Annotated in this window: 22 protein-coding genes; 14 read left to right on the top strand and 8 right to left on the bottom strand. The window is 68.9% G+C overall.

Annotated elements, in window-relative coordinates:
* Positions 1-34: 34 nt before the first annotated feature.
* The 3 genes from murD to ACT9AS_RS09285 are packed head-to-tail and all read right to left on the bottom strand — an operon-like array spanning position 35 to position 5,482.
* Positions 35-1,453 carry a UDP-N-acetylmuramoyl-L-alanine--D-glutamate ligase gene (murD, locus tag ACT9AS_RS09295; RefSeq protein ID WP_445099867.1) on the bottom strand — a complete coding sequence of 473 codons (1,419 nt, stop codon included), beginning with the start codon at positions 1,451-1,453 and terminating at the stop codon, positions 35-37.
* A complete protein-coding gene (gene murL, locus ACT9AS_RS09290) occupies positions 1,434-2,903 on the bottom strand; it encodes a UDP-N-acetyl-alpha-D-muramoyl-L-alanyl-L-glutamate epimerase (protein WP_445099866.1) in 1,470 nt (489 codons plus the stop codon). The genes murD and murL overlap by 20 nt, the downstream gene beginning before the upstream one ends.
* On the bottom strand, positions 2,900-5,482 hold the full coding sequence (locus ACT9AS_RS09285; RefSeq protein ID WP_445099865.1) for a bifunctional aspartate kinase/diaminopimelate decarboxylase: 2,583 nt from the start codon (positions 5,480-5,482) through the stop codon (positions 2,900-2,902). The genes murL and ACT9AS_RS09285 overlap by 4 nt, the downstream gene beginning before the upstream one ends.
* Positions 5,483-5,664: 182 nt before the next feature.
* On the opposite strand from ACT9AS_RS09285, the gene ACT9AS_RS09280 reads away from it, so the two are divergent.
* Positions 5,665-6,543, top strand: a complete 879-nt coding sequence (locus ACT9AS_RS09280; RefSeq protein WP_445099864.1) for a PhzF family phenazine biosynthesis isomerase — start codon at positions 5,665-5,667, stop codon at positions 6,541-6,543.
* 50 nt (positions 6,544-6,593) lie between these two features.
* Here the strand turns inward: ACT9AS_RS09280 and ACT9AS_RS09275 are convergent, their stop codons facing one another.
* On the bottom strand, positions 6,594-7,031 hold the full coding sequence (locus ACT9AS_RS09275; RefSeq protein ID WP_445099863.1) for an OsmC family peroxiredoxin: 438 nt from the start codon (positions 7,029-7,031) through the stop codon (positions 6,594-6,596).
* 230 nt (positions 7,032-7,261) lie between these two features.
* Here ACT9AS_RS09275 and fusA point away from each other — a divergent pair, with 230 nt between their 5' ends.
* The 5 genes from fusA (at position 7,262) to ACT9AS_RS09250 (ending at position 11,980) form a co-directional block, all read left to right on the top strand.
* A complete protein-coding gene (fusA, locus tag ACT9AS_RS09270) occupies positions 7,262-9,304 on the top strand; it encodes an elongation factor G (protein WP_445099862.1) in 2,043 nt (680 codons plus the stop codon).
* 46 nt (positions 9,305-9,350) lie between these two features.
* On the top strand, positions 9,351-9,962 hold the full coding sequence (locus ACT9AS_RS09265) for a peptidoglycan DD-metalloendopeptidase family protein (protein ID WP_445099861.1): 612 nt from the start codon (positions 9,351-9,353) through the stop codon (positions 9,960-9,962).
* 95 nt (positions 9,963-10,057) lie between these two features.
* Positions 10,058-10,651, top strand: coding sequence for a hypothetical protein (locus ACT9AS_RS09260; protein WP_445099860.1), 594 nt, complete (start codon positions 10,058-10,060; stop codon positions 10,649-10,651).
* Between the two features lie 14 nt (positions 10,652-10,665).
* The gene (locus ACT9AS_RS09255) at positions 10,666-11,409 is read left to right on the top strand and encodes a hypothetical protein (RefSeq protein ID WP_445099859.1); all 744 of its coding nucleotides are present in this window, start codon (positions 10,666-10,668) and stop codon (positions 11,407-11,409) included.
* Between the two features lie 82 nt (positions 11,410-11,491).
* Positions 11,492-11,980, top strand: coding sequence for a putative toxin-antitoxin system toxin component, PIN family (locus ACT9AS_RS09250; protein ID WP_445099858.1), 489 nt, complete (start codon positions 11,492-11,494; stop codon positions 11,978-11,980).
* A gap of 159 nt (positions 11,981-12,139) precedes the next feature.
* Here the strand turns inward: ACT9AS_RS09250 and ACT9AS_RS09245 are convergent, their stop codons facing one another.
* The 4 genes from ACT9AS_RS09245 to ACT9AS_RS09230 all read right to left on the bottom strand — a co-directional run bounded on the left by ACT9AS_RS09245 (position 12,140) and on the right by ACT9AS_RS09230 (position 17,476).
* Positions 12,140-14,434 carry a DUF5916 domain-containing protein gene (locus ACT9AS_RS09245; RefSeq protein WP_445099857.1) on the bottom strand — a complete coding sequence of 765 codons (2,295 nt, stop codon included), beginning with the start codon at positions 14,432-14,434 and terminating at the stop codon, positions 12,140-12,142.
* 218 nt (positions 14,435-14,652) lie between these two features.
* Entirely contained in the window at positions 14,653-15,825 is a 1,173-nt protein-coding gene (locus ACT9AS_RS09240; protein WP_445099856.1) for a DUF3734 domain-containing protein, read from the bottom strand.
* A gap of 10 nt (positions 15,826-15,835) precedes the next feature.
* Positions 15,836-16,636 (bottom strand): 3-hydroxybutyrate dehydrogenase, encoded by an 801-nt coding sequence (locus ACT9AS_RS09235; protein ID WP_445099855.1) that lies wholly within the window; start codon positions 16,634-16,636, stop codon positions 15,836-15,838.
* Positions 16,637-16,996: 360 nt separating this feature from the next.
* Positions 16,997-17,476, bottom strand: a complete 480-nt coding sequence (locus ACT9AS_RS09230) for an SET domain-containing protein-lysine N-methyltransferase (RefSeq protein ID WP_445099854.1) — start codon at positions 17,474-17,476, stop codon at positions 16,997-16,999.
* 157 nt (positions 17,477-17,633) lie between these two features.
* Between ACT9AS_RS09230 and ACT9AS_RS09225 the strand changes: the two genes are divergently transcribed.
* The 8 genes from ACT9AS_RS09225 to ACT9AS_RS09190 all read left to right on the top strand — a co-directional run bounded on the left by ACT9AS_RS09225 (position 17,634) and on the right by ACT9AS_RS09190 (position 26,476).
* On the top strand, positions 17,634-18,095 hold the full coding sequence (locus ACT9AS_RS09225) for an SUF system Fe-S cluster assembly regulator (RefSeq protein WP_445099853.1): 462 nt from the start codon (positions 17,634-17,636) through the stop codon (positions 18,093-18,095).
* 60 nt (positions 18,096-18,155) lie between these two features.
* The gene (gene sufB, locus ACT9AS_RS09220) at positions 18,156-19,631 is read left to right on the top strand and encodes a Fe-S cluster assembly protein SufB (RefSeq protein WP_445099852.1); all 1,476 of its coding nucleotides are present in this window, start codon (positions 18,156-18,158) and stop codon (positions 19,629-19,631) included.
* A gap of 141 nt (positions 19,632-19,772) precedes the next feature.
* The gene (gene sufC, locus ACT9AS_RS09215; RefSeq protein WP_445099851.1) at positions 19,773-20,537 is read left to right on the top strand and encodes a Fe-S cluster assembly ATPase SufC; all 765 of its coding nucleotides are present in this window, start codon (positions 19,773-19,775) and stop codon (positions 20,535-20,537) included.
* A complete protein-coding gene (sufD, locus tag ACT9AS_RS09210) occupies positions 20,537-21,844 on the top strand; it encodes a Fe-S cluster assembly protein SufD (protein ID WP_445099850.1) in 1,308 nt (435 codons plus the stop codon). The genes sufC and sufD overlap by 1 nt, the downstream gene beginning before the upstream one ends.
* Before the next feature lie 62 nt (positions 21,845-21,906).
* Positions 21,907-23,118 carry a SufS family cysteine desulfurase gene (locus ACT9AS_RS09205; protein WP_445099849.1) on the top strand — a complete coding sequence of 404 codons (1,212 nt, stop codon included), beginning with the start codon at positions 21,907-21,909 and terminating at the stop codon, positions 23,116-23,118.
* A 90-nt stretch (positions 23,119-23,208) separates the two neighbouring features.
* A complete protein-coding gene (locus ACT9AS_RS09200; RefSeq protein WP_445099848.1) occupies positions 23,209-23,736 on the top strand; it encodes a GNAT family N-acetyltransferase in 528 nt (175 codons plus the stop codon).
* Positions 23,733-24,053 (top strand): Rieske 2Fe-2S domain-containing protein, encoded by a 321-nt coding sequence (locus ACT9AS_RS09195; protein WP_445099847.1) that lies wholly within the window; start codon positions 23,733-23,735, stop codon positions 24,051-24,053. Before ACT9AS_RS09200 ends, ACT9AS_RS09195 begins: the two co-directional genes overlap by 4 nt.
* Positions 24,054-24,151: 98 nt before the next feature.
* On the top strand, positions 24,152-26,476 hold the full coding sequence (locus ACT9AS_RS09190; RefSeq protein ID WP_445099846.1) for a catecholate siderophore receptor Fiu: 2,325 nt from the start codon (positions 24,152-24,154) through the stop codon (positions 26,474-26,476).
* Positions 26,477-26,549: the final 73 nt, after the last annotated feature.

Below are 26,549 nucleotides of genomic sequence, written 5' to 3'. Positions count from 1 at the left end.
GGGGCGTCGCCTGCGGGATCGCGGGGTCGAATAATCAGGCGATGCCGAGGCCGGGGATGCTGCTGATCGCGTCGGGGTCGAAGCCGGCCAGCGCGGCGAAGTGGCGGCCGCGCTCGACGTAGTCGCGATACGGCCCGAAGCTCGGCGCCCCCGGGGAAAGCAGGACCACGCCCTCGCCGTCCAGCGCGCTCTCAGCCTGCCGCACCGCCTCGGCGAGATCGCCCGCGGCGGCGAGGCGGAGCCGCCCCTGCGCCGCCAGCGGCGCCAGCAACTCGTGGATGCGCGGGCCGTTGGCGCCCATCGTGACGATCGCGGCCGGGGCCCGGCGCGCCATCGCGGCGGCGAACTCCGACCAGTCGACGCCACGGTCATGGCCACCGACCAGCAGCGCGATATCGCGCGCGCCGAAGCATTCCAGCGCCGCCAGGCTCGCGTGCGGGGTGGTGCTGATCGAGTCGTTGACGTAACTGACCCCGCCGCGCGTGCCCAGCATCTGCAGCCGGTGCGGCAGTGGCCGGAACGATGCCGCCTGCGACGCCAGCCCGGCCGCGTCCAGCCCGAGCGCTTCCACCACGGTCAGCACCGCGCACAGGTTGCCGCGGTTGTGGCGGCCCGGCAGCGGCAGGCCGATGGTGTCCATGACCAGGGCGTCGCCGCGATGCAGGGCGTCGCCGCGCAGGTGCCAGCCATCCTCGCGGCCGAACCAGCGCACGTCGCTGTCGGGCAGGTCGAGTGCGGCCAGTTGCGGGTCGCTGCCGTTGAGCACCGCGATCCACGGCCGTGCGCCGGTCAGCAGACGCAACTTGTCCTCGACGTAGCGCGCCTGCGAGCCATGCCAGTCGAGGTGCTCCGGAAACAGGTTGAGCGCGACCGCGACACCGGGCCGCGCGCCGCTGTCGGCAACGTCGCCGGTCTGGTAGCTCGACAGCTCGATCGCCCAGTAGTCCGGCGGCTGCGGCGGGTCAAGCAACTCCAGCAACGGCAGGCCGATATTGCCGGCCAACGCGGTGCGGTGGCCGGCGGCGCGCAACAGGTGGGCCAGCAACGCGGTGGTGGTGCTCTTGCCCTTGGTGCCGGTGACGCAGACGGTGTCCGCCGCGATGTCGTCGGCGCCGGCCCGCTCGCCGAACCACAACGCGGTGCCGCCGATGAATCGCGTGCCCTGCCGGGCCGCGGCTACCACCTCGTCGCGATACGGACTGATCCCCGGCGACTTGACCACGATGTCGAACGCGGACAGGCGCGCCGCGCTGGCATCGGTTTCGACCTGCAGGTTCGCATCGCCAAGCCCGCGTGCATCGGCGGCTTCCTCGCCGCTGCAGAATAGCGTCAGCGGCAGCTCCGGCAGGCGCGAACGGATCGCGCGGTGGGCGGCGCGACCCTCGCGACCCCAGCCCCACAACGCGACCTTGCGGCAGTCGAGCTGCGCGATCCTAAGTGGTGAAATGCGCACGCAGGCGCTCCCACAACCGCGGGGGGATCCGCTGCTCGTCGTCCAGCACCAGCAGCGGTTCGATCCGCAGCTCGTCGGCATCCAGCTGCGGCAGGATCTCGCGGGCGAAGCGCTTGACCAGCGCGTCCTCGCGCCACTCCGGACGCGCGGCCAGCGCCGCCATCGCCGCGCGCGACTCGCGGCCTTCGCCGACGCACTCGAACGGCTTGTGGTCCTGGTACTCCAGCAACGCGTCGTAACCGGCGGTCTGCGCCGGGTCGTCGAGCAGGTTGCGGCCGAGGATGCCGACCAGCCGCGGCTTGCTCATGAACGGCGCCAGCGCCAGGAACACGAAATGGCACTTGGGGCAGACCCCGCACCAACGGTTGGTCGGGCGCTCGCCGAGGATGTGGAAGTTGCGGTTGCAGCTGGAGAAATGCGCGTCGTAGCGGTCTGTGCGGGTGAACTGCCGGGCCACCGCCAGCTCGCTCAGCGGCCGCAGCAGCGAGTAGTAATGCAGGTCAGCGGCGATGTGCTTCTCGACATACTCGCCGAACGCCGACTCGCAGGCCCAGCCCTTCGACCACTGGTGGTTGACCTCGCCGGTGCCTTCGATCATCGAGCCGTAACTGGCCGAGCGCTCGTTGGAAAACACCACCTGGTCGACGCCGTGCAGCAATGCCGCCAGCACCAGGATCGCCGAGTTCACCACGGTGACCGGGATGTGGCCGTTCCATGCGCCCTCGCGGTTGTAATCGAACAGCTGCGGGGCCAGCGCGCGGCCGACGTTGAGTGTCGGCAGGCCGGTACGCGCGGCGCAGGCCTGGATCAGCTGCGAGCCGCCGATCCAGCTGACGGTCTGGTCGACGCCGAGCGTGCGCAGCGCCTCGATGCTGACCAGCGAGTCCTTGCCGCCGCCGATCGCGACCAGTGCGTGCTCGCGCAGGCCGAGTGCGGGAGCAAGAGCGCCCTCACCCCAACCCTCTCCCGCAAGCGGGAGAGGGAGCCCATCATCGGTCGCCCCGGCAGCTGTCCCTTCTCCCGCCTGCGGGAGAAGGTGGCCCGAAGGGCCGGATGAGGGCCGCTTTTCGCTCGGAAACCGGATCCGCCCGTGCAGGTCCAACCCATTGCGATACGCAAACTCGCCCAACCCGTTGAGATAGATCAACTCCAGCAGCGCCGCGGTATCAGCGTCGATCCCATACGACTCGATGCGTATCTCACCGGGCACCGCCGCCTTGTAATAGCTGACGCCGGCGATCAGGTGCAGCAGCCGCAGCGCGCGTTCGACCGCCGCCGCCCGCTCGCCCTCCAGCACGAAGGGCGCGCCAGGCACGGTGATCGTCTCGATCATCTCCGGGCCGTCGTCGAACGCGTAGACCAGTTGCGCCACGCCGGTCGCCGGGTCGAGCCCGCAACGCACGAAGCGGAACGCCTGGATCGCGTCGCGCCGGAATTTCCACTCACTCATTCGATGATGTCCTCTGCCGGCAACGCCCGCAGGTTGTAGGTATTGGCCATTACCATGCCGTAGGCGCCGGCGTCGGCGACCAGCAGCACATCGCCTTCGGCAGTCGCGACCGGCAGCGCGCGGTCGCGACCGAGCACGTCGCCGCTCTCGCAGATCGGCCCGACCACGTCGAAACCGCGGGTGTCGGCATCGTCCAGCCGGCCCAGGTTGTGGATGCCGTGGTAGGCCTCGTAGATCGACGGCCGCATCAGCGCGTTCATGCCGGCGTCGGCGCCAATGCGGTGCACGCCGTCCTTCTCGACCACCTGGGTCACCGACAGCAGCAGCACGCCGCACTCGGCGACCAGGTAACGCCCGGGCTCCACCACCAGACCGTAGCGCGGGTAGGTGGCCTTGAGTTCATCGAGCCCGCTGCGCCACGTCGCCACGTCGAAATGGGTCGACTCGGGCGTGTACGGCACCGACAGGCCGCCACCGATGTCGATCGTCTCGATGGTGCCGATGTTGTCGGCCATCGCGGCGAGGTGGGCGTAGACGCCGTGCCAGTGCTGCGGGTCGTCGATGCCGCTGCCGAGGTGCGCGTGCAGGCCACTGATGCGGATGTCCAGCTTGCGCGCCTGCGCCAGGAAGTCCTCTACCTTCGCCAGCGGCAAACCGAACTTGGCCGCGACACCGCCGGTCTTGACCTTCTCGTGGTGGCCCTCGCCATGCCCGAGGTCGAGCCGCAGCCACAGCGTGCGGCCGCGAAACACTTCCGGCCAGCGCTGCAGCGCCTCGACGTTGTCGAGCGTGACGGTGATGCCGCGCGCGAACGCGGCCTCGTACTCGCGGCGCGGGGCGAAGCTCGGGGTGAACAGCACGCGCTGCGGCGACAGCTCCGGAAGCGTCGCGAACACGCGCTCGATCTCGCCCAGCGACACACACTCCAGGCCGAGCCCCTCGCCGGCGATCGTGCGCAGGATCGCCGGGTGCGGGTTGGCCTTGATCGCAAAGAACGCGCGGTCGATCGCGGCGGTGCCGGTCAGCATCCGCGCGCGTTCGCGCACGGTGGCGAGGTCGTAGACGTAGCGCGGGGTGCCCGCGGCGGCGCGTTCGAGCAATAGATCGCGCTTGCCGACCCACCACGGCTGCGCACGCTCCGGCTTGCCGTGGGTGATCTCGCGCCAGCTCGGCCCGAACACGCCGGCGTCGCGCACCGGCATCGCGCCGCTGCGGATCAGCTCGGCATGCAGCACCGGCAGCAGGTCCTCGGCGTCTGCCTCGTCGACCACGAAGGTCAGGTTGAGGTCGTTCGACGACTGCGAGACCAGGTGCACCCGCTCGCGTCCGAACGTCGCCCAGATGTCGGACAGCTTGTGCAGCAGCGAGCGCATGCCGCGGCCGACCAGGGTGAACGCGCTGCACGGCACGATGACCTTGACCCGGCAGACCTCGGCAAGGTCGGCGGCGAGCGCTTCGAGCACGTTGCTGGTGACGAGGTTCTCGCTGGGGTCGAGCGAGATGGTGACGTTGGTTTCCGACGAGCCGATCAGGTCGACCGACAGGCCGTGGCGGCGGAAGCGCTCGAAGATGTCGGCGAGAAAGCCGACCTGCTGCCACATGCCGATGCTTTCCATCGACACCAGCACCACCCCGTCGCGGCGGCTGATCGCCTTGACCCCGGGCACGGTCGCGGCGCTGGAGTCGATCCGGGTGCCCGGCAAGTCCGGGCGCCCGGTGTCGAGGATCGCCATCGGCACGCCGGCGTCGCGGCACGGGCCGATCGAGCGCGGATGCAGGACCTTGGCGCCGGTGGTGGCGATTTCCTGGGCCTCGGCGTAGTCGAGCCGGGCCAGCAGGCGGGCGTCGGGCACCTCGCGCGGGTTGGCGCTGAACATGCCGGGCACGTCGGTCCAGATCTCCACCCGCTCGGCCTTGAGCAACGCGCCGAAACAGGCCGCGGAGGTATCCGAGCCGCCACGGCCGAGCACCGCGGTGCCGCCGTCGCCATGGCGGGCGATGAAGCCCTGGGTCAGCAGCATCCGCGTCGGCTGGGCGTGGAAGCGCGGGCCGAAATCCGGGTCGGCCTGGCGCCGGCAGTTGACCGCAAGCCGGCCGGCCCACGGGCTCTGGTTCGGCAAGGCCACCGCGTCGAGCCAGTCACGCGCGTCGCACCAGCCGAAATCCAGCCCGCAGCCGCGCAGGTAGGCGGCGCCGAGCGTGGATGACAGCAGCTCGCCCTGGGCCAGCACTTCGGCCTGCCAGTCGAGTTCGCGCGTCGCGCCACGCGGGTCGACGGCGAGCGCCTGCAATGCATCCAGACGCACGTCGAGGACCGTCGCGGGGTCGAGCCCGAGTTCAACGCAGAAGCCGCGGTGGCGTTCGACCAGCGCCGCGATCCGCCTGCGGATGTCGTCGCCATTGCCTATCGCCATCAGCTCGTTGGTCACGCCCGACAACGCGGACACCACCACCAGCACGCGCGCGTCCCCGTCGGCCGTCCGTTTGGCGGCGATGCGGCCGATGCTGTCCCAACGGGCCCGGCTGGACACCGAAGTGCCGCCGAACTTGAGTACCACCCAACGTTGCGCTTGCGCCACCACGTGTCCCCGTTTAACTCGCGTCGAATCGGTATGCCTGCAACCGGTCTAGAATCGCGCGGTCCGTCGACCGGCACGAAACTTCGATTCTAGTTGAACACGTCCAGTCGAACACGGCGCCGCGACCATGCGCCACCCACCCATTGACCACTCCGGTCGCCCCCAATGGATTGCCTTCCCCGATGACGCTGCGCCGCTACATGCAACTGGATGTCTTTGCCGACCGCCCCGGGGCCGGCAACCCGCTGGCCGTGGTGCTCGACACCGACGGTCTGGACGACGCCACGATGCAGGCCATCGCCCGCTGGACCCGGCGGCCGGAGACCACCTTCGTGTTCGCGCCCACCGTCCCCGGCGCGGATTACCGGGTCCGCATGTTCAGCCCGCAGCGCGAGGTCCCGTTTGCGGGGCATCCGAGCATCGGCACCGCGTTCGCCCTGATCGAGGCCGGCATGCTGCAGCCGCGCGACGGCGAGGTGCGGCAGGAATGCGCCATTGGGGTGCTGCCGCTGTCGGTCGAGGCCGACGGCATCGGCCACACGATCGCGATCCGCACGCCGAAGGCGCGGGTGCTCGAAGTTGCCGACCGTGCGGATCCGCGTCTGGCTGGCGCACTCGCCACGTTGCCGGAAGGCGCCCTGCCGCCGGCCCTGGTCGACGGCGGCCGGCGCTGGTGGATGGCCGAGGTCCGCGACGAGGCCGCCTTGCGCGGCGCGGCGCCCGACTGGGCCGCGATCGAGGCCTTGGCGGCAGCGACCGAAAGCATGGGCCTGTGCGCCTTCGCCCGTGCGGACGCCGGGCAGGACTACGACTTGGTAGTGCGCGCCTTCGTCGGGGCCAACGGCACATTCGAGGACGCTGCCTCGGGCGCCGCCAACGCGGCGCTCGCGGCGTGGCTGGCGAGCAACGACGCACTGCCGGGCCAGGACGGGAGCTACATCGCCAGCCAGGGCCGCGAGGTCGGTTTCGACGCGCGACTGCGACTGCGCGTCGACCACGACGGCGAGGTCTGGTCGGGTGGCCACTGCCGCGTGGTCACGCGCGGCCGGATCGACTGGTAGATACCTGCCCCGCCCGGAACTGCCGTGGCGCTTCTACCAGGCCTGCATCCTCAGCCCGCCTTCAAGGTCGCCTGCATCGAGATCGGCACCGCGCTCAACGCCTTGGAGACCGGGCAGTTGGCCTTGGCGTCCTCGGCAATCGACTGGAACTTCGCATCGTCGATCCCGGGCACCTCGGCGTCGACCTTCAAGGTGATCTGCGACAGCGCCGGCCCGCCTTCCATCGACAGGTCGACCGCAGCCTGGGTGTCGAGCCTGGTCGGCGGGTGGCCGGCCTCGGTCAGCTTGGCCGACAGCGCCATGGTGAAGCAGCCGGCATGTGCGGCGGCGATCAGTTCTTCCGGGTTGGTGCCCTTCTCGTCGCCGAAGCGGCTGCTGAAGGCGTAGCGGGTCTTGTCCATCAACCCGCTGTCGGGCGTGCTGAGCTGGCCGCGGCCGGTCTTGAGGTCGCCTTCCCAGTGTGCGGTGGCGTGGCGGGAAATACCCATGGGGTGACTCCTGGTCTGGTAGGGGAACCCGCAGGCTACGCGCCCGGGTGTTAGCCCGGCATGTGGCCCGGCCCGCGGCCGCTTGACTCACCCAACCCCCGGCGCGACGCTTGCGGTCCGGCCCCGTGCCGGCCTCCCGCCATGACCGCCCGCCGAGCGCGCCCCGCTCGGTCGCGCAGCGCGGACAGCCATGACGGCCTTCCACCCTCAGCGCAGGGAGAAGTCCGCTCATGTCCCACACCACGCAAGACATTCGCAACGTGGCCCTCGCAGGCCACCCCGCCGCCGGCAAGACCACCCTGTTCGAAGCCCTGCTGCTCGCCGGCGGCACCATCCAGACGGCAGGCAGCATCGAGCGCGGCACCACCGTGTCCGATTTCGACCCGGTCGAAAAACAGCGCGGCCATTCGGTAGACATCGCGATCGCCGGCATCGACCACGCCGGCGCCCACGTAAACCTGATCGACACCCCCGGCTACCCCGACTTCCGCGGCCCGGCGCTGTCGGCACTGGCCGCGGTGGAGACCGTCGCGATCGTGCTCGACGCCGCCAGCGGGGTCGATTACGGCGCCCGGCGGATGATGGCGCGGGCCAGGGCGCGTGGACTGTGCCGGGTCATCGTGGTCAACAGGATCGACCAGGACGGCGCCGACGCGGCCGCAGTGCTGGATGGCATACGCGACGAGTTCGGGCCGGAATGCCTGCCGCTCAACCTGCCTGCGGACGGCGCCAGCCGGGTGGTCGACTGCCTCGGCAACAACGGCGGCGACAGCGACGTTGGCCCGGTCGCCGACTGGCACCGCAAGATCATCGACCAGGTGGTCGAGGTCAACGAGACGGTGATGGAGCGCTACCTCGACATCGGCGAGGACGGGCTGTCGGGCGACGAGTTGCACGAAGCGTTCGAGCAGTGCCTGCGCGAGGGCCACCTGGTGCCGGTGCTGTTCTGCTCGGCGCGCACCGGCGTCGGCGTGAAGGAACTGCTCGACGTGATCGAAAAATGGCTGCCGAACCCGGCCGAAGCCAACCCGCCGCCGTTCGAGAAAGGCGCCGACCATCGGCGCATCGAGGCCGTGCCGGACCCGAAGGCGCACGTCATCGCCGACGTGTTCAAGATCACCAACGATCCGTTCGTAGGCAAGCTGGGAGTCTTCCGTGTCTACCAGGGCACCGTGCGCAAGGACAGCCAGCTGTTCGTCGACGACGGCAAGAAGCCGTTCAGGGTCGGCCACCTGTTCAAGCTGCAGGGCAAGGATCACGTCGAGGTCGATCGCGCGGTGCCGGGCGACATCGCCGCGGTGGCCAAGATCGACGACCTGCATTTCGACGCGGTGCTGCACGACAGCCATGACGAGGACAGCATCCGGCTGTCGCCGCTGGACTTCCCCCGGCCGATGTTCGGGCTGGCGATCGACGCGGCCAGCAAGGGCCAGGAACAGAAGCTCGCCGGCGCGCTGCACAAGCTGGCCGAGGAAGACCCCTGCTTCCATGTCGAACACGAGGCCGAAACCAACGAGACCGTCGTGCGCGGGCTGTCGGACCTGCACCTGCGGGTCAACCTGGACCGGTTGAAGGATCGTCACGGCATCGACGTCACCTCGCACCCGCCGCGCATCGCCTATCGCGAGACCATCAGCAGCAAGGCCGAGGGCCACCACCGCCACAAGAAACAGACCGGCGGCGCCGGCCAGTTCGGCGAAGTGCAGTTGCGGGTCGAGCCGCTGCCGCGCGGCGCCGGTTTCGAGTTCGTCGACCAGGTCAAGGGCGGCACGATCCCGGGCCAGTTCATGCCGGCGATCGAGAAAGGCGTGCAACAGGTGCTGCACAGCGGTGCGATCGCCGGCTACCCGATCCAGGACGTGCGCGTGGTGGTGCTCGACGGCAAGCACCACAGCGTCGACAGCAAGGAGGTGGCGTTCGTCGCGGCTGGAAAGAAGGCGTTCCTCGACGCGATCGGCAAGGCCCGGCCACAGGTGCTGGAACCGATCGTCGACCTGGAGGTCAACGCGCCCGAGCAGAACATGGGCGACATCAGCGGCGGGCTCGCCGGCAAGCGCGCCCGGATCAACGGAACCGACGTGCTGCGTGGCGGCGAGATCGCGGTGAAGGCGCAGGTGCCATTGTCGGAACTGGAGGGCTACGCCGCCGAGCTTAAGTCGGTGACCGCCGGGCGCGGCCGCTACTCGCTCGACTTCAGCCATTACGAGCCGGTACCCGAGCAGGTGCAACGCAAGCTGGTGGATGCGTACAAGCCGAGGCACGAGGAGGATTGACCGGCCTTGACGCGCCGCAACGCGGGCGCGCGGTAGCGTCGGGGCCATGGCCGAGTCCGTTCGCCGCGATTACGCGCCCCTCGCCCGCCGCCTGCTGACCACCGCGCTGGTGCTCGCCGGCCTGGCCGCCGCAGGCTGGTGGGCCTGGCAACAACCGTTCATGGCACCGACCCGGATGATGTGGGAGATTTCGCGGATGCCGGCCCCGGCCTCCCTGCCAATGCCGGTCGATGGTGTCGCGGCGGACGCTGTCGCCGACACCTGGGGCGCGGCGCGCGGTACCGACCGCCGCCACGAGGGCGTCGACATTTTCGCCGGGCGCGGCACCGCCGTTACCAGCACCACCCGCGGCGTCGTCAGCGCAGTGCGCGAGGGCGGGCTGGGTGGGCGCCAAGTCTGGGTGCTCGGACCGGGCATGGAGCGCCACTACTACGCCCACCTCGATGGATGGGCGGCGGGCCTTTCAAAGGGCGACGTGGTGCTGCCGGGCGACCTGCTGGGTTCTGTCGGCGACAGCGGCAACGCACGGGGAACGCCGCCCCACCTGCATTACGGCATCTACGGCAACGGCGGCGCGCTGGACCCGCTGCCGCGGTTGCGTGCCGGGGCGGACGCCGACCCCACGGAAGACGCCCCGGCCGAAACCGCTTCGCGCTAGCATCGGAGCGCACGCCGACGACCGGCGTGCGCTAACCCGTCGTTCACCGCGGCTGCGTAACGTGGCCGTCGCTCCACCACTGCAAGGGATCGATCATGCGCAAACCGGCTGTCAGCGGCACCGTTGTACGCACGTCCAACATGCTGGGGTTGTTGTTCCTGGTCGCGGTGGTGGCCGCCGGCTGCTCCACCCTCAACACACTGGGGGCGATGCTGGGCAGCCAGGTGACGTTCACCCAGCCGCAGTTGCAGCACTCGCTGGACCGCAATTTCCCCAAGCAATACGACAAGCTCGGCGGACTGGTGTCGCTGCGCCTGACCAATCCGACGCTGTCGATCCCCTATGACAGCACCCGCCTGCGGCTCGACTTCGACGTCGGCCTGTCGGCGATGGGAAGCAGCAGCCTCGCGACCACCGGGCACTTCGCGCTCAGCAGCGGGCTGCGTTTCGACATGGGCACGCGTGGCCTGCACCTGCAGGACCCGGTGATCGAAGCGGTCGACGTGCCGGCACTCGGCGGCGTGATGAACGGCACCTCGCGCGAACTGCTCAACGCCTGGCTGTCCGACTACGCGCGCGAGGAACCGGTCTACCGGCTCGACAGCAGCCTGCTCGACCGCATCAGCGCGCGCCGGATCGAGTCGACGCGGATCGAACGCGGCGTGATCGTGGTCAACCTGGACGAATGAATCGGGACACTGCAATGGCCGGAGGAACGGGACGCTTCGAGGCGCGCGCAGGGATTTACCGGGGGCTGCTGTTCGCGGCGGTACTGGTCCTCGGCGGCTGCGGCGATCGCCCCGCCGACACCGCGCAGGAGGACGTGGCCGGCGCCGAAACCCTGCCCGCGCCGGACCAGGCCAGCGGCAGCGTGACCGGCATGCCGGGCGAGCCGGGACCGGGACAGGTCGGTCCGCCGCAACTGCCCGCGATCGAACTGCCGGCAGGCACCGCGATCGATGGCGAAGGCAATATCGTCGACCTCGATGGCGACGGCCTGCCGGATGCCGTCGATGGCCCATCGATACCGCCAGCGCCCGGCGAATTGCCCTCCCCGCCTGCCGCCAGCGACGGTCCCGGCGCCGACGAGGCGGTTGCGGTGGTCCGCGCGTATTACGACGCGATCAACGGCGGCAGCTACGGCCGCGCGTACGCGCTGTGGTCGGATGGCGGCAAGGCCAGCGGACAGTCGCCGCAGCAGTTCGCCGACGGCTTCGACGACACCGCCGAAGTCTCGGTCGAGGTCATGCCGCCCGGCCGGATCGAACCGGCGGCCGGCTCGCGCTACATCGAGGTTCCGGTCGCGCTTGCCGCGACCCGTGACGATGGCAGCATCCATCGCTACGTCGGCGCCTATGTCCTGCGCCGAGCGGTGGTCGACGGCGCCAGCGCGGAGCAGCGCGCGTGGCGGATCGCCTCGGCGGATATTCGTGAAGTGCGGCCGTAAGGCGACGGCCGCGCCACCCGCCCCATGCCGCGGCACTGCGATGACCCGGCGGCTTGAAACCGAACGCCATGACCCAATCGACATGACGGCGCCGACACCCGCACCGCGCATCGTGCTGGACACCAACGTGTGCCTGGACCTGTTGCTGTTCGACGACCCGCGGGCAGCGCCCCTGCGCCAGGCCCTGGCGAGTGGCGAAGTCGTCGCGGTCGGCAACCGCGAGTGCCGCGACGAGTGGCTGCGCGTGTTGCGCTACCCGGCGCTGGGGCTGGACGATGCGCGGCGCGGCGCGCTGACGGACGCCCATGACGCACTGCTGCAACCGTTCGATGGGTCCGCCTTCGCAGCCGAAACCCCGGCTGACAGCCCCCTGCCCCGCTGCAGCGACCCCGACGACCAGAAGTTCCTGCAACTGGCGCATGACGCCGGCGCCCGCTGGCTGATCAGTCGCGACAACCACCTGCTGTCACTGGCACGCCGCTGCCGGCGCGAGGGCCTGTTCGAAATCCTCACTCCCGAGCAATGGGACCCCACCCGTATGCGCTCGGCCCCACCTGTAGGAGCGACGTAAGTCGCGACCGCACGGCGGAACCGGGAATCGAAACACGTCACGAGGCCGGCAACCCGCGCCGAGGCGCTGATGCGCGCAGCACGCGCCACCGGGACACCAGTGAAATCGCGACTTACGTCGCTCCTACATCAAGGCGGGCCATGCGTTGCCGCCGGCCGGCTACAGCTCGAACCGGTACGCCAGCTTCACCAGCAACTGCTCGCTGTCACGCAGGCTGAAACTGTCGAGCAACTGGTCGCGCGGTCCCACCGAGAATTCGTCGAGCATGTAGCCGCCGCGCCCGTAGACCACGTACAGGTCCGACAGCGGCGCGAGCATGTAGCGGTAGCGGACCTGGAAGCCGAGGTTGCGCAGGCTGAAGTCATCGACCTCGTTGCCGGTCAGCGTGGTATCGACCGCCACCGCACTGCCGTCCGGAGCGACCTCCACCGCTTCCATGAGCTGCGCGTCCAGCCCGATCGCCTGCAGCTTCAACCGCAGTTCCTGGCGCTGGCCGATGCTCCAGTCCAGCCCGGCGTTGAACTGCAGCGAGCGCTGCTCGAACCGGCCGACCAGGTTGTCGTGCTGCCAGACCAGCCAGTCCGGGGTGTACTCGGCGTAGCCGCCGACGAACGCGCTGAGTGCGTCGCTGAAGTAGTAGGTCGGGGAAAACTCCAGGCTGTAGCCGACCTCGTCGTTGCCGGACAGGCCACCGCTGCCGGCCCAGGCGTCGAACTCCCACGCCCAGTTGCCCTTGCGCGGCCGGTCGCGTTCGAATGACAGGCTGAAGTTGCCCGGCTGCCGCAGCGGGTTGTTGCCGCGCGTCAGCAGGTCGGAGTAGTACGGCGCGTTGATGTTGAGCTGGAGGTACTCGCTGCCGCCATCGCGGCGCTCGCTGGAGCGGATCAGGCGCAACTGCCGTTGCAACCGCAGGCCGTGGTCGTTGTCCATGCCGATGATGCGGCCGCGGTAGTCGTGCGAGGCGTAGGCCGAATCGGGCGAAAGCCCGGTCAGGCGGCGGCTGACCTGCCAGTGTCCGTAGTTGAGGTTGTTGCGACCGAGGTAGCCGAAATCGTTGACCTCCAGGTCGTCGCCGAAATGCATCGCCAGCCACTGCTGGCGCCAGCCGTCGCCCATCTCGTACTCGACCACGGTGGTCGCGCCGCTGCCACGGGTGGTCCGGCCGTCCTGCTCGATGTCGCTGCCGACCACGTTGCTGGTGATGGTGAGCGCGTCGGTCGGCTGCCAGCGGTGGTCGATGCCGAGCACGCGCGCCTCGCGATCGAGGTACGGACGCAGCACCTGGGTCGCCAGCAGGCCGACGTTCTGGCGCTCGAAGTCATGGTTGAGCCGCAGCGCGCGGAACGAGCGCCCGGCGTCGCCACCTTCTTCCGCCGCCATCAGCCCGTAATTGGTGCCGCCCAGGCTGCCGTTGAGCTTGACCGCCGCGTCGATGTCGCCGGCGCCGCTGCCGTCATCGGCCGCGCCGCCGACGCGACGGGTGTAGATCAGCTGGCTGTTGTCGATCAGCAGGCCGAAATTGAAGATGCCCTGGTTCTCGGTGAAGAACGGCCGCTTGTCGCTGAAGAAGGTTTCCTCGGCGCCGAAGTTGACCACCAGGTCGTCGCTCTCGACCTGGCCGAAGTCGGGGTTGATGGTCGCGGTCAGCTGGGTCTGGCCGTTGGGCTTCCAGAAGATGTCGGCGCCGGCGTCGAAATCATTACGGCCGCCGCTGCCATTGCCGGTGAAGTCGTGCACGCCGACCACGTAGGGCGTGATCGCCAGCAGCGACTGGCTGTAGGCCGGCAGCTCGACCTTGCGGAAATCCGACAGGAACCGCGCACGCTGGAAACTCGCGCCCGGCGCGGCGACGCGCTCGCCGGTCGAGCCGATCACGCGGTCCAGGTACAGCCCGACCGTGCGCGTGCCGTCCTCGGCCTTGCGCATCGGCGCGATGTACCAGGGGATCAGCATCTCGACGTTCCAGCCGGCCTCGTCCTCGCTGACCGCGTGCGTCCAGCTGCCATCCCAGTCGCTGCTGTAGCTGCCTTCGTTGGTGATCACCTCGTCGGCGATGCCGCCGGCCAGGGTGACCATGAAGTTGTAGCCGGTGCGGCCGTCGCCGTCGAAATCGACCGCGACGTTGACCCGGTCGACCTGCGCGTCCTCGTCGCGCCGGGTACGGGTGCGCACCCGCGGCACGTCCGGCGCCTGCAGGCTGCGGAATGCGACCGCCAGGCCATCCGGCGTCGCCAGCACCCAGGCTTCGGTCGCGTACGGCGACGGCTGCAGCGACAGCGGCTGGGTCAGTACGAAGTCGTCGTAATGGCGCGCGCCCTGCCATTCGGCCGGGTCGATGCGTCCATCGACCGTGATCGTGCGACCGCTGGCGGGGGCAACGGTCGTCGGCGCTTCCACCGCGTGGGCGGGCAGCGCCGGGATGGCGAGGAGGGGCAGCAACAGCTGGAAGCGCATGGAAGGTCCGGACAGGGCGGGATTCGGTGCGCAGACTAGACGGGATCGGCCGCCACACCGACTGTCGCAAGTCATGGCAACCATTCGGGCGCGGGGTGCATCGACTTCCCTGAAGCAACGGCAGCGGCCCCATGTAGGAGCGACGTAAGTCGCGATTTCACTGATGCCCGGGATCGCCGTGCATTCGCGACTTACGTCGCTCCTACAACGAGCGGGCTTTATCCGTCGTCTCCAGCCGTCGCATCGTGGGTCACGAAGGTGTTCTCCCCCGTCGGCAACTCCAGCCACTCCGGGTGCGCCAGCGCGCGGCCGATGTCGGCCAGGCCGGACTGCCAATGCTCGCGCATCGCCACCCGGCCGAACTGGTAGTCCTTGAAATGCCCGAACCGCGCACGCTCGCGGTAGATCAAATGGATCACCCCGATGCGGTTGTCGCAGGCCAGTTCGGCGGCGTGGCGGCACCACGGGTTGGACTCGCGCACGTCGGCGGGGATCTCCTCCAGCAGCTCGCGCAGCAGCCGGCGGTAGTGCTGGCCGACGCGCTGGATGTCGGTGACCATCCGGGTGCGGCTGGAGTACTGGATCTCCTTCTCGCGCTCGGCGACGTCGAGCAGCGTTTGCGGCAGCTCGCCGCGCGCGTTCCACAGGTCGACCTGGAACACCAGGGTGTCGGCCTGCGGTTCGGCCTGCAGCAGGTACGACAGCGGGGTGTTGGAGACCAGCCCGCCGTCCCAGTAGAAGCGGCCGTCGATCTCGACCGCCGGGAACGCCGGCGGCAGCGCGCCGGAGGCGAGGATGTGGCGCGCGTCGAGCCGCATCGAGCGGTTGTCGAAATATTCCAGGTTGCCGCTGGCGACGTCGACCGCGCCGACCGACACCCGCACCTCGCCGTCGTTGAGCCGGTCGAAGTCGACCAGCCGTTCGAGGGTCGCGATCATCGGGCTGGTGTCGTACCAGCTCGCGACGGTCGGGCCGGCCGGTTGCAACGGATTCTGCCCCGGCAGCCAACTGGTCCAGCTGCGCGGCTGGTAGAAGCCACGCTGGCCTTCGGTCATCGCGCGCCAGGCTTCCCAGGTGTCGAGCCAGGCGCGGGCATGTTCGTTGATATCGAGGAAGTGCGCCTCCTGCCCCAGCGTGGTCGCCGGCAGGAAATACGGTTGCGAGATCGTCTCCCAGAATTCGTGCAGCGCATCGATCCGCCGCTGCGGCGGGTTGCCGGCGATGATCGCGGCGTTGAAGGCGCCGATCGAGATGCCGGCGACCCAGTCGGGATCGACCCCGGCCGCGTGCAAGCCCTGGAAGACCCCGGCCTGGTAGGAACCCAGCGCGCCGCCGCCCTGCAGCACCAGGGCGATGTGCTCGGGCAGGCGCAGCTTCGGCTTGGCGGCCATCGTCGCGTCGCTACTGCATGTGCCAGCCGTGGCTGACGATGAAACTCTGTCCGGTCAGCGCGGCGCTGGGGAATTCGCACAGGAAGCGCACGGTCTGCGCCACGTCCTCGACCGTGGTGAAGATGCCGTCGACGGTCTGCCCGAGCATGACGTTGCGGATCACCTCCTCCTCACTGATCCCCAGTTCCTTCGACTGCTCCGGGATCTGCTTGTCGACCAGCGGGGTACGCACGAAGCCCGGGCAGACCACGTGGCTGCGCACGCCGCGCTCGCCGCCTTCCTTCGCCAGCGTGCGCGACAGGCCGAGCAGGCCGTGCTTGGCGGTGACGTAGGCCGACTTGAGCTTGCTGGCCTGGTGCGAATGTACCGAGCCCATGTAGATGACCGTGCCGCCACGCGGCTTGCCGTCGTCGCCGGCCTTGTACATGTGCGGCAACGCCGCCTTGGTGGTCAGGAACGCGCCGTCGAGGTGGATCGCCAGCATCTTCTTCCAGGCCGCGAAGTCGTAGTTCTCGATCGGGTTGACGATCTGGATGCCGGCGTTGGAGACGAGGATGTCGACCCCGCCCAGCTCGGCCACGACTTTTTCGGTGCCGGCGTTGACCGCCGCCTCGTCGGTGACGTCCATCGCCACCCCGATCGCGCGGCCACCGGCCTGCTCGATCTCGGCGGCGACGGCCTGGGCGCCATCAAGGTTGATGTCGGCGATCGCGACCAGCGCACCGGCGCGCGACAGTTCGAACGCGATCTCCTTGCCGATGCCACTGGCGGCGCCGGTGACGATGGCGACCTTGCCTTCGATCGAGGTCATGCGGGGGCTCCTTCGTGTGCGATGGAATCGCCCCATGGTAACGGTGGACCGTGACGGCGCCCGGACGGGCCGCCTGCCCGTTTGGCCGATGGCGCCCGGGCACCGCCCCATGTACCCGTTTGGCCGATGGCGACCGGGACCCGCCCCATGTGCCCGTTTGGCCGATGACGACCGGAGCCCGCTCATGTAGGAGCGACGTGAGTCGCGATCGCACGGCGAAACCGGGTATCGACATACAACGGGTATCGACATACAACGAGGGTCGACTACCCGCGCAGACGCGTCTTCGCGCGCAGTTCGTACCACCGGGTATCAGTGAAATCGCGACTTACGTCGCTCCTACACCCGCGGTGGCCGGGTTCAGGCCTTCTTCCTGCGCTTGGGTTGCAGCATCGTGCCGGTGCAGTCCTTCGCCCCGCAGCGGCAGGCCCAGATCTTCTTCATCCGCGGCGTGTGGGCCTCGTCGAGGGTGATGCCGTAGTTGTAGGCCAGCTCTTCGCCCGGCTTGATGGCGCGGGTCGCCTCGATGAACACCCGGTCCTTGCGGCGGTCGTCGCCGTCATGCTCCTCCAGCACGGCCTCGCAGTTGGGCTTGCAGCTGTGGTTGATCCAGCGCGCGGTGCCGCCTTCGTAGTTGGCGTCGATCACGTACTCGTCGTTGAGGGTGAACAGGAAGGTGTGGCCGGAGTCGGCATCGCCGGTGTCGCCCGCGTCGACCTCGGCATGGGTCCGGCGCCGGCCCTTGTATTCGACGATGCGTTCGCCCTTGGCGATCGGCTCAACGGCGAACACGCCATTGCCGTGGATGGCGGAGCGGCGGGCGACGATCTTGCGCGGCATGCAGGTATTCCGGACGGGGACGAAACTCCATTGTGCCGGACTTCCGCGCGGATGAACCCCGGCGGGCCGGCCGCTTGGCCGCGGCCGGCTTAATCAGTACAATTCCGGTACGGATTGATTCGACCCCGATCCGCCTCATCCCACCCGGTCCGCCGCCATGCTTCGCGTCACCAAGCTCACCGACTACGCGACGGTCGTCCTGACCGCCCTCGCCGCCCAGTCCGATGCCGTGCTCAGCGCCTCGGAACTGGCCGAGCGCGCCGGCCTGGAGGCGCCGACCGTCAGCAAGCTGCTCAAGCCGCTGGCGCAGGCGGGACTGGTGGAAGGCTTCCGCGGCGCCAATGGCGGGTACCGCCTCGCGCGCCCGGCCGCGGCGATCAGCCTGATCGAGGTGGTCGAGGCGATGGAAGGCCCGCTCGGCATGACCGAGTGCAGCGTCCACGAGGGCAACTGCACGATCGAGGACCACTGCGGCGTGCGCGCCAACTGGCGGCGGATCAACGACGTCGTGGTCGAGGCGCTGCGCAACGTGACCCTGGCGCAGATGATCGACGGCGTGCCGCCGCCCGCCCCCGCAACACCGTCCAGGCGCATCGACCTGCGCCTGGCCAATGCCTGATCCGGGCAAGCCTGTCCGACCAGGTTTGCCCGCCCCCACATCACGACAGTAGGCAGCCCAATGGCCACCGACATCATCGAAACCCCGCTCCGGCCGGTCGAACAGAACGCCGAGATCCACGCCCAGCTCGGCCGCAAGTACGACGCCGGCTTCGTCACCGACATCGAGTCCGACAGCCTGCCGCCCGGCCTCGACGAGGACGTGGTCCGCGCGCTCTCGGCCAAGAAGGACGAGCCGCAGTGGATGACCGACTGGCGGCTGGAGGCCTATCGCCACTGGCTGACCATGCCGGTGCCGCACTGGGCCAAGCTGAAGATCGCGCCGATCGACTTCCAGGCGATCAGCTACTACTCCGCGCCCAAGGGTCCGAAGTACAAGTCGCTCGACGAAGTGCCGCAGGAGCTGCTCGACACCTACGACAAGCTCGGCGTGCCACTGCACGAGCGCGCGAAGCTGGCCGGCGTCGCGGTGGACGCGGTGTTCGACTCGGTCTCGGTCGGCACCACCTTCCGCAAGGAACTGGCCGAGAAGGGCGTGATCTTCTGCTCGATGTCCGAAGCCATCAAGGAGCACCCGGAGCTGGTCAGGAAGTACCTCGGCAGCGTGGTCCCGGTCGGTGACAACTATTTCGCCGCGCTGAACTCGGCGGTGTTCTCCGACGGCAGCTTCGTGTTCATCCCGGAGGGCGTGAAGTGCCCGATGGAGCTGAGTACCTACTTCCGCATCAACGCCGGCCACACCGGCCAGTTCGAGCGCACCCTGATCATCTGCGAGGACCGCGCGCAGGTGTCGTACCTGGAAGGCTGCACCGCGCCGATGCGCGACGAGAACCAGTTGCACGCGGCGGTGGTCGAGCTGGTCGCGCTGGAAGACGCCGACATCAAGTACTCGACGGTGCAGAACTGGTACCCCGGCGACGAGGAAGGCCGCGGCGGCATCTACAACTTCGTGACCAAGCGCGGCGAGTGCCGCGGCGCGCGCAGCAAGATCCACTGGACCCAGGTCGAGACCGGCTCGGCGATCACCTGGAAGTACCCGAGCTGCGTGCTGATCGGCGACGACTCGACCGGCGAGTTCCACTCGGTCGCGCTGACCCACCACCGCCAGCAGGCCGACACCGGCACCAAAATGATCCACATCGGCAAGCGCACCAAGAGCAAGATCATCAGCAAGGGCATCAGCGCCGGCCGCGGCCAGAACACCTACCGCGGGCTGGTCAAGGTGGGGCCGGGCGCCGAGGGCGCGCGCAACTACACCCAGTGCGACTCGCTGCTGATCGGCAAGGAGTGCGGCGCGCACACGTTCCCGTACATCGAGGTCAAGCACCCGACCGCGACTGTCGAGCACGAGGCGACCACCTCCAAGATCAGCGACGACCAGCTGTTCTATTGCCGCTCGCGTGGCATCGGTGAAGAAGACGCGGTGTCGATGATCGTCGACGGCTTCTGCAAGCAGGTGTTCCGCGAGCTGCCGATGGAGTTCGCGGTCGAGGCGAGGAAGCTGATGGAAGTGAGCCTGGAGGGCTCGGTCGGCTGACCGGCCTACCGCTTCTGCTTTCTGTAGGAGCGACGTAAGTCGCGATGGGAAGTCGGCTTCGCAAACGAATGTCCGATCGCAACTTACGTCGCTCCTACAAAAAAACACAATTCACCCGTTCGCGGGACAACGAGAACAACCATGCTGAAGATCGAAAACCTCCACGCCTCCGTCGCCGGCAAGGAAATCCTCAAGGGCCTGTCGCTCGAACTGCAGCCCGGCCAGGTGCACGCGATCATGGGGCCGAACGGCGCCGGCAAGTCGACGCTGGGCAACATCATCGCCGGGCGCGAGGGCTACGAAGTCACCGAAGGCTCGATCACCTTCAACGGCCAGGACCTGCTCGCGCTGGAGCCGGAGGAACGCGCCGCGACCGGCGTGTTCCTCGCCTTCCAGTACCCGGTCGAGATTCCGGGGGTCAACAACACCTACTTCCTGCGCACCGCGCTCAACGCCCAGCGCAAGGCGCGCGGCGAGGCCGAGCTCGATTCGATGCAGTTCCTCAAGCTGGTGCGCGAGAAGCTCGCCGTGCTGCACCTGAAGGACGAGCTGCTGCACCGCGGTGTCAACGAGGGCTTCAGCGGCGGAGAGAAGAAGCGCAACGAGATCTTCCAGTTGGCCCTGCTGGAGCCGACGCTTGCGATCCTCGACGAGACCGATTCGGGCCTCGACATCGACGCGCTCAAGACCGTCGCGGAGGGCGTCAACGCGTTGCGCTCACCCGAGCGCATGTTCCTCGTCATCACCCACTACCAGCGCCTGCTCGATTACATCAAGCCCGACGTGGTGCACGTGCTGGCCGACGGCCGCATCGTCGAGAGCGGCGGACCGGAACTCGCGTTGCAGCTGGAGGAGCACGGCTACGAGTGGGTGAAGGACCGCATCACGCCGGGGGCCGCCGTCTGATGAGCGCCCTGCTCGACTCGCTTGCATCCTCCTTCGATGCCCTGCCCGCGCGCGACGCCGCCGGGCTCGGCGAAGCCCGCCGCGCCGCGCTCGATGCGGCGCTGCATGACGGTCTGCCGCACGCGCGGGTCGAAGCCTGGAAGTACACGCCACTGCGCGCGCTCGAACGCCGCACGTTCGCCCGCGCCGACGCCAGCCCGGCGTTCGACGACGACGCGCTGGCCTCCATCCCGTCGCCGCGGATCGTATTCGTCAACGGCCGGTTCGATGCCGGCCACTCCGATCTCGCCGGCCTGCCGGAAGGCGTCACCCTGCAGCCGCTGTCGCAGGTGTTGCGCGAGGGTGACGCCCGCGAAGCCAACTTCCTCGCCCGCCGCTTCGACCGCGCCGACGAGGTCTTCGCCAAGGTCAACGCCGCGCTGGCCGACGAAGGCGTGGTGCTGCGCGCCGAGGCCGGGGTCCGTGCCAAAGCCGCCGTCCACCTGGTGTTCGTCGGCGTGCCAACGGACGGTGACCACGCCTGGCACCTGCGCCACCTGGTCGAGCTCAAGGCCGACTCCGAGTTGCGCGTGGTCGAACACCAACTGTCGACCGGCGCCCACCGCCACCTCGGCAACTCCCTGATGCACGTGCACCTCGGCCGTGACGCGCGCCTGCTGCACGCGCGGGTGCAGGACGAGTCGACCGGCGCCACCCTGCTGCACCGCACCGACGCGGTCCTGGCGCGCGACGCCGAGTACCGCCGGCTCGACCTCGAACTCGGCGCCGCGCTGTCGCGGCACGAACTCAACGTCACCCTGCAGGGCGACAACGCCCGGCTGCATGCCAACGGCGTGCTGCTGGCCGATGGCAAGCGCCACCTCGACACCCGCCTCGGCATCGACCACGCCGCCCGCGACACCGCCTGCGAGCTGACCTGGCGCGGCATCGGCACCGACCGTGGCCGCGCGGTGTTCCATGGCGGCATCCTGATCCGCGAGGGCGCCGACGGCACCAACGCCAACCTGTCCAACAAGAACCTGCTGCTGAGCGAGGGCGCGGAGATCGACACCCAGCCGGTGCTGGTGATCCACGCCGACGAGGTGCAGGCCGCGCACGGCGCGACGGTCGGCCAGCTCGACCGGAATGCGATGTTCTACCTGCGTTCGCGCGGCATTCCGGAGCCGACCGCGCGTGCGCTGCTGACCGCGGCGTTCTGCCGCGAGACGTTGTCGGTGTTCGAGGATGCCGGGGTGCGCGAGGCGGTGGCGGCGCGGTTGGATGCGGCGCTGGCGCGGTCGGTGGCGGCTGCGATGGAGGTGGTATGAATCAGGAGCAGAAGCGCCCTCACCCCAACCCTCTCCCGCGAGCGGGAGAGGGAGCCAAGCGCGTGGATTGGGCCAGTATCCGGAATGACTTCCCGGTCCTGAAGCGGCAGGTCCACGGCAAACCGCTGGTCTACCTCGACTCGGCCAACACCGGGCAGAAGCCGGCGGTCGTGATCGACACCGTCGATGACTTCTTCCGCAACCACAACGCCAACGTCAGCCGTGCGGTGCACGCACTCGGCAGCGAGGCGACCGAAGCCTACGAAGGCGCGCGCAGCAAGCTGGCGAAGTTCCTCAACGTCCGCGCCGACGAGCTGGTGCTGTGCAGCGGCACCACCTTCGCGATCAACCTGGTCGCCTACAGCTGGGCGCTGCCGCGGTTGCAGCCGGGCGACGCGATCGTGCTGACCCGGATGGAGCACCACGCCAACATCGTGCCGTGGCAGCTGGTCGCCGAGCGCACCGGCGCGACGATCAAGGTCGCCGACATCGACGAGCACGGCGACCTCGACCTCGACCACCTGTACTCCCTGCTGACCCCCGAGGTGAAGCTGCTCGGCGTGGCCCACGTCTCCAACGTGCTCGGCACCGTCAATCCGGTGCGCGAGATCTGCCGCGAGGCGCGCAAGCGCGGCATCGTGACCGTGGTCGACGGCTCGCAGGCCGCGCCGCACCGGCCGCTGGACGTGGCCGCGATCGGCTGCGACTTCTACGCGATCACCGGCCACAAGATGGCCGGCCCGACCGGCACCGGCGTGCTGTGGGCGCGACGCGAGCACCTGCAGGCGATGCCGCCGTTCCTCGGCGGCGGCGAGATGATCAAGGAGGTGCGCTTCGACGGCACCGTGTTCAACGACGCGCCGCACAAGTTCGAGGCCGGCACCCCCAACATCGCCGGCTTCATCGGCCTGGGCGCCGCGGTCGATTACCTGTCGGCGATCGGCATGGCCAACGTCGAGGCACGCGAGCAGGAACTGTTAGCCTACGCGACGAAGCGGCTGGACGAGGTCGAAGGCGTGCGCATCTTCGGTCGCGCCCGCGAGAAGGCGGCGGTGATCAGCTTCCTGGTCGAAGGCGCGCATGCGCACGACCTCGCCACCCTGCTCGACCTGGAAGGCGTCGCGGTGCGCTCCGGCCACCACTGCGCGCACCCGCTGATGCAGCACTTCGGCGTGCCCGCGACCTGCCGCGCCTCGTTCGCGTTCTACAACACCTTCGAGGAGATCGACGCCTTCATCGCCGCCCTCCAGAAGGTCCGCAGGCTGCTGTTGTAGGAGCGACGTGAGTCGCGATTTCCCCGACACCCGGATTCGCCGTGCAATCGCGACTTACGTCGCTCCTACGGAAGCTGCAACTTCATCGCCATGCAAGAAACCACTTTTCGCGACGCCATCCAGGCCGACGTCCCCGCGCTCGTCGGGCTCGTCACCTCCGCCTACCGCGGCGAGGCCAGCCGCGTCGGCTGGACCACCGAGGCCGACCTGCTGGACGGCAACCGGATCGTGCCGGAGGTGCTGCTGGCCGACATCGCCCGCCCGCGAAGCCGCATCGTACTGGCCGAACGCGACGGCGCGCTTCTCGGCTGCGCCCACGTCGCCGAAGAGGATGACGCCGGCTACTTCGGCATGTTCGCGGTGCGCCCCGAACTGCAGGGCAGCGGACTGGGCCGGTCGATCCTCGCCGAGGCCGAGCGCATCGCCGCCATGGACTGGCAACTACCGCTGATGCGAATGACGGTGATCGACCTGCGCACCGAGTTGATCGACTGGTACGTGCGCCGCGGTTACCGCCGCACCGGACAGACAAAGCCCTTCCCCGCCACCGACCCGCGCTTCGGCCTGCCGCTGCGCGACGACCTGCGCTTCGAAGTGCTGGAAAAGGATCTGCGATGAGCGACTGGGTCCGCGTCTGCACCACCGCCGAGCTGCTGCCCGGCGAATCCACGGTCGCCTGGGATGGCGACACCCCGATCCTGGTGCTCAACTACGACGGCGACTTCCACGCGCTCGAGGACAAGTGTTCGCACGAGGATTTCGAGTTGTCGGCCGGCAACTTCGACGGCGAAGAGGCCACCATCGAATGCGTGCTGCACGGGGCGAAGTTCGACGTGCGCGATGGACGTGCCCTGTGCGCGCCGGCCTATGAACCGGTGGTGCGCTTCCCGGTCAAGGTCGAAGACGGCGTGGTCTGGACCCGCGACGACCGCTGAGTCCGTGCGGCAGCAAGCCTGCTCATGTGTAAATATTATTGCGAATCATTCTTGTTTGCGTTTAACATTGTCCGGCTAACCTCCCCAAGGCAATGGACATGGCCCACATCAAGAGTCGCAAGCACACCTTCTCCCGCGCGGCATCGCCGCAGTCGCTGACCGCCGCTTCGCTGGTCGCCGGCCTCGCGCTCGGCGCGCCGATGGCCGCCTCGGCCCAGGCCACCGGCGGCCCCGCCGCCGACGCCCAGACCACCACGCTCGACCAGGTGCTGGTCGAGGGCAAGCGCGTCAAGACCTACTCCTCCGGCCACCTGTCGTCGCCCAAGTACACCCAGCCGCTGGTCGATACCACCCAGACCATCAACGTCATCGGCAGCGACCTGTTCAACGAACAGGGCGCGACCACCCTGACCGAGGCGCTGCGCAACAGCCCGGGCGTCGGCACCTTCTATGTCGGCGAGAACGGCAACACCACCACCGGTGACAGCGTCTACCTGCGCGGCTTCGACACCTCCAGCAGCATTTTCGTCGACGGCGTGCGCGACCTCGGCTCGATCTCGCGCGATGTGTTCAACGTCGAGCAGATCGAGGTCGCCAAAGGCCCGGCCGGTACCGACCACGGCCGTACCGCGCCGAGCGGCGCGATCAACCTGGTGACCAAGCACCCGTTCCTGCGCGATAGCGTTTCCGGCCTGGTCTCGGCCGGGACCGAAGACCAGAAGCGCGTCACCGCGGACTGGAACAAGACCTTCGGCAACGGCAACGCGTTCCGCCTCAACCTGATGGCGCAGGACAGCGGCGTGCCCGGCCGCGACGTGGTCGAAAACAAGCGATGGGGCGTTGCGCCGTCGCTCGGCTTCGGGCTCGACAGCGCCACCCGCGTCTACATCGACCTGCTGCACGTGCAGCAGGAGAACCTGCCCGACGGCGGCGTGCCGACCATCGGCCTGCCCGGCTACTCCTCGCCCGACCCGACCCGTCCGGAGATCGCAGCCGCGCCCACGGTCGACCCGGAGAACTTCTACGGCACCCTGTCGGATTACGACGACGTCACCGCCGACATGGCCACCGTGCGCGTCGAGCACGACCTCTCCGACAGCGCGCGCCTGATCAACACCACCCGCTGGGGCCGCACCCAGCAGGACTACCTGCTGACCGCGTTCATGGGCTCGACCGCGAACCTGGTCACCCCCGACATCGACGACCCGTCGACCTGGACGATCGCGCGCAGCCTGCCGACGTTCAAGGACAACCGCAACGAGATCCTCACCAACCAGACCAGCCTGACCGCGCGCTTCGACACCGGCCGGGTGCAGCACGACCTCAGCACCGGCATCGAGCTGACCCGCGAGGAACTGCAGACCCAGGGCATCGACGGAATCGGCGACAGCGCCTGGCCGGCCGCCAACCTGTACAACCCGGACCCGGCCGTCGGTGGCTTGCAATGGGCCTACACCGGCGCACGCGGCGACGGACGCACCGACACCGCCGCGGTCTACGCCTTCGACACCATCAAGCTCGACCCGCAGTGGCAGCTCAACGGCGGCATCCGCATCGACCGTTACAGCACCGAGTTCAGCAACCTGGTGCCGTGTGGCGGCCGTCGTGGCCCGGATTGCGGCGCGTTGCCGGATGGTTCGATCGTCCCGGGCGTCGACGCCGAGACCTCCGACACGCTGTTCAACTGGAAGCTCGGCGTGCTCTACAAGCCGGCCGACAACGGCAGCATCTACGCCAACTACGCGATCTCGCAGCAGCCTCCCGGCGGCGGCAGCCTGGAGTTGAGCGACCGCGACAACAACGCCAACAACCCGCTGTTCGACCCGCAGAAGGCGCGCACCGCCGAGATCGGCACCAAGTGGAACCTCGCCAACGACAGCCTGCTGCTGACCGCCGCGCTGTACGACACCGAAGTCACCAACGAGATCGTGCAGGACCCGGTGGACCAGCAGTACTACCAGAACGGCCGCAAGCGCGTGCGCGGCGTGGAGCTGAGCGCGGTCGGCCGCATCACCGACGCGTGGATGGTCTCGACCGGCTTCACCACGATGGACGCCGAGGTGGTCGAGGGCCCGACGGTTTCCGTCGACGGCTCGACCGACCTGGCCTACACCCCGAGCAGCGCCTTCACCGCCTGGACCACCTACCGGTTTCCGTTCGGGCTGACCCTCGGCGGCGGCGCACGGTACTCGGGCGAGATGAAGCGCGGCAACGACGGCGCGGTCGGCACCCCGGCATTCACCGAGGACTACTGGGTGGTCGACGCGGTGGCCAGCTACGCGGTCAACGAGCACCTCGACCTGCGCCTGAACCTCTATAACCTGTTCGACGAGGACTACGTGGCGGCGATCAACAAGAGCGGTTACCGCTACACCCCGGGTGCGCCGCGTTCGGCGATGCTGAGCGCCAGCTTCCGGTTCTAGTCAACCCGGCCTAGTCAACCCGGTCCAGTCGATCCGGCCCGGCAACGGGCCACACAATCCGGCGATGCGGCAC

Source organism: Lysobacter sp. F60174L2 (assembly GCF_052547135.1).
The sequence above is the reverse complement of the archived record's forward strand: the minus strand, read 5'-3'. Positions and strand labels throughout refer to the sequence as shown.